Source organism: Micrococcus sp. HMSC31B01 (assembly GCF_001816085.1).
Taxonomy (GTDB): Bacteria; Actinomycetota; Actinomycetes; order Actinomycetales; family Micrococcaceae; genus Micrococcus; species Micrococcus luteus.
Genome location: NZ_KV824875.1, coordinates 1 through 716, shown reverse-complemented (window position 1 = coordinate 716; position 716 = coordinate 1). Strand labels below are relative to the sequence as shown.

1 protein-coding gene and 1 pseudogene are annotated in these 716 nt (G+C 76.1%); both read right to left on the bottom strand.

The features are described 5' to 3' along the window. On the bottom strand, nt 1–400 hold a 400-nt coding region (locus tag HMPREF3105_RS00985; protein ID WP_210401411.1), incomplete at its 3' end, for a siderophore-interacting protein. After that, nucleotides 397–716 (bottom strand): annotated as a pseudogene (locus HMPREF3105_RS00980) (cobalamin/Fe(3+)-siderophore ABC transporter ATP-binding protein); the annotation flags it as partial. The pseudogene HMPREF3105_RS00980 and the gene HMPREF3105_RS00985, both read right to left, overlap by 4 nt.

Here is a 716-nt window from a genome sequence, read left to right as displayed (position 1 = left end):
CGTCCGGGTCGCCGTGCAGCACCACGTCCACGGTCAGCGAGGGCACCTGCCGCCCGTCGAGCCGCACGAGCCCGGCCGAGCGCACCGTGTACGTGCGCATCCAGCCGCGCTCCTCCTCGGGGATGGCCAGGAACCCGGCCCGGAACCCGGCGGACAGGTCCGGGTCCGCCGACGTCCCGCCCGGCGGGGGGATCAGCAGCTTCACATAGGCGTCCCGGCGCGGCCGCGCGCCCCGGTACAGGGCGTGCAGGTCGGCGACGCCGGGCGGCAGCAGTCCCAGCAGGTCCCCGCTGGCGGCCTCCAGGTCCGGCCCCGCCAGCACGATCCGCCGGAACCCGCGGCACGGCTGCTCCACGGACACCACGCGCGTGTGCGCCACGATCATGCCGTCGGCGCTCATCGGCGGTCCCCGTTCCCGCGCGGCAGCACCACGGGGTGGCCCAGCAGCGGATCGGCCACCACGTCCGCGTCCAGGCCGAACACCTCGGCCAGCACCTCAGGCACGATCACCTCGCCCGGCGTGCCCTGCGCCACCACCCGGCCCGCGGCCATCGCCACGATGTGGTCCGCGCTGCGCGCCGCCAGGTTCAGCTCGTGCAGCACCGCGACGACGGTCGCCCGGCCCCCGCCGCGCGGGTCCGGGAGCGCCCGCACCAGGTCGAGCACCTCCACCTGATGGCTGAGGTCGAGGTAGCTCGTGGGCTCGTCGAGGAGCA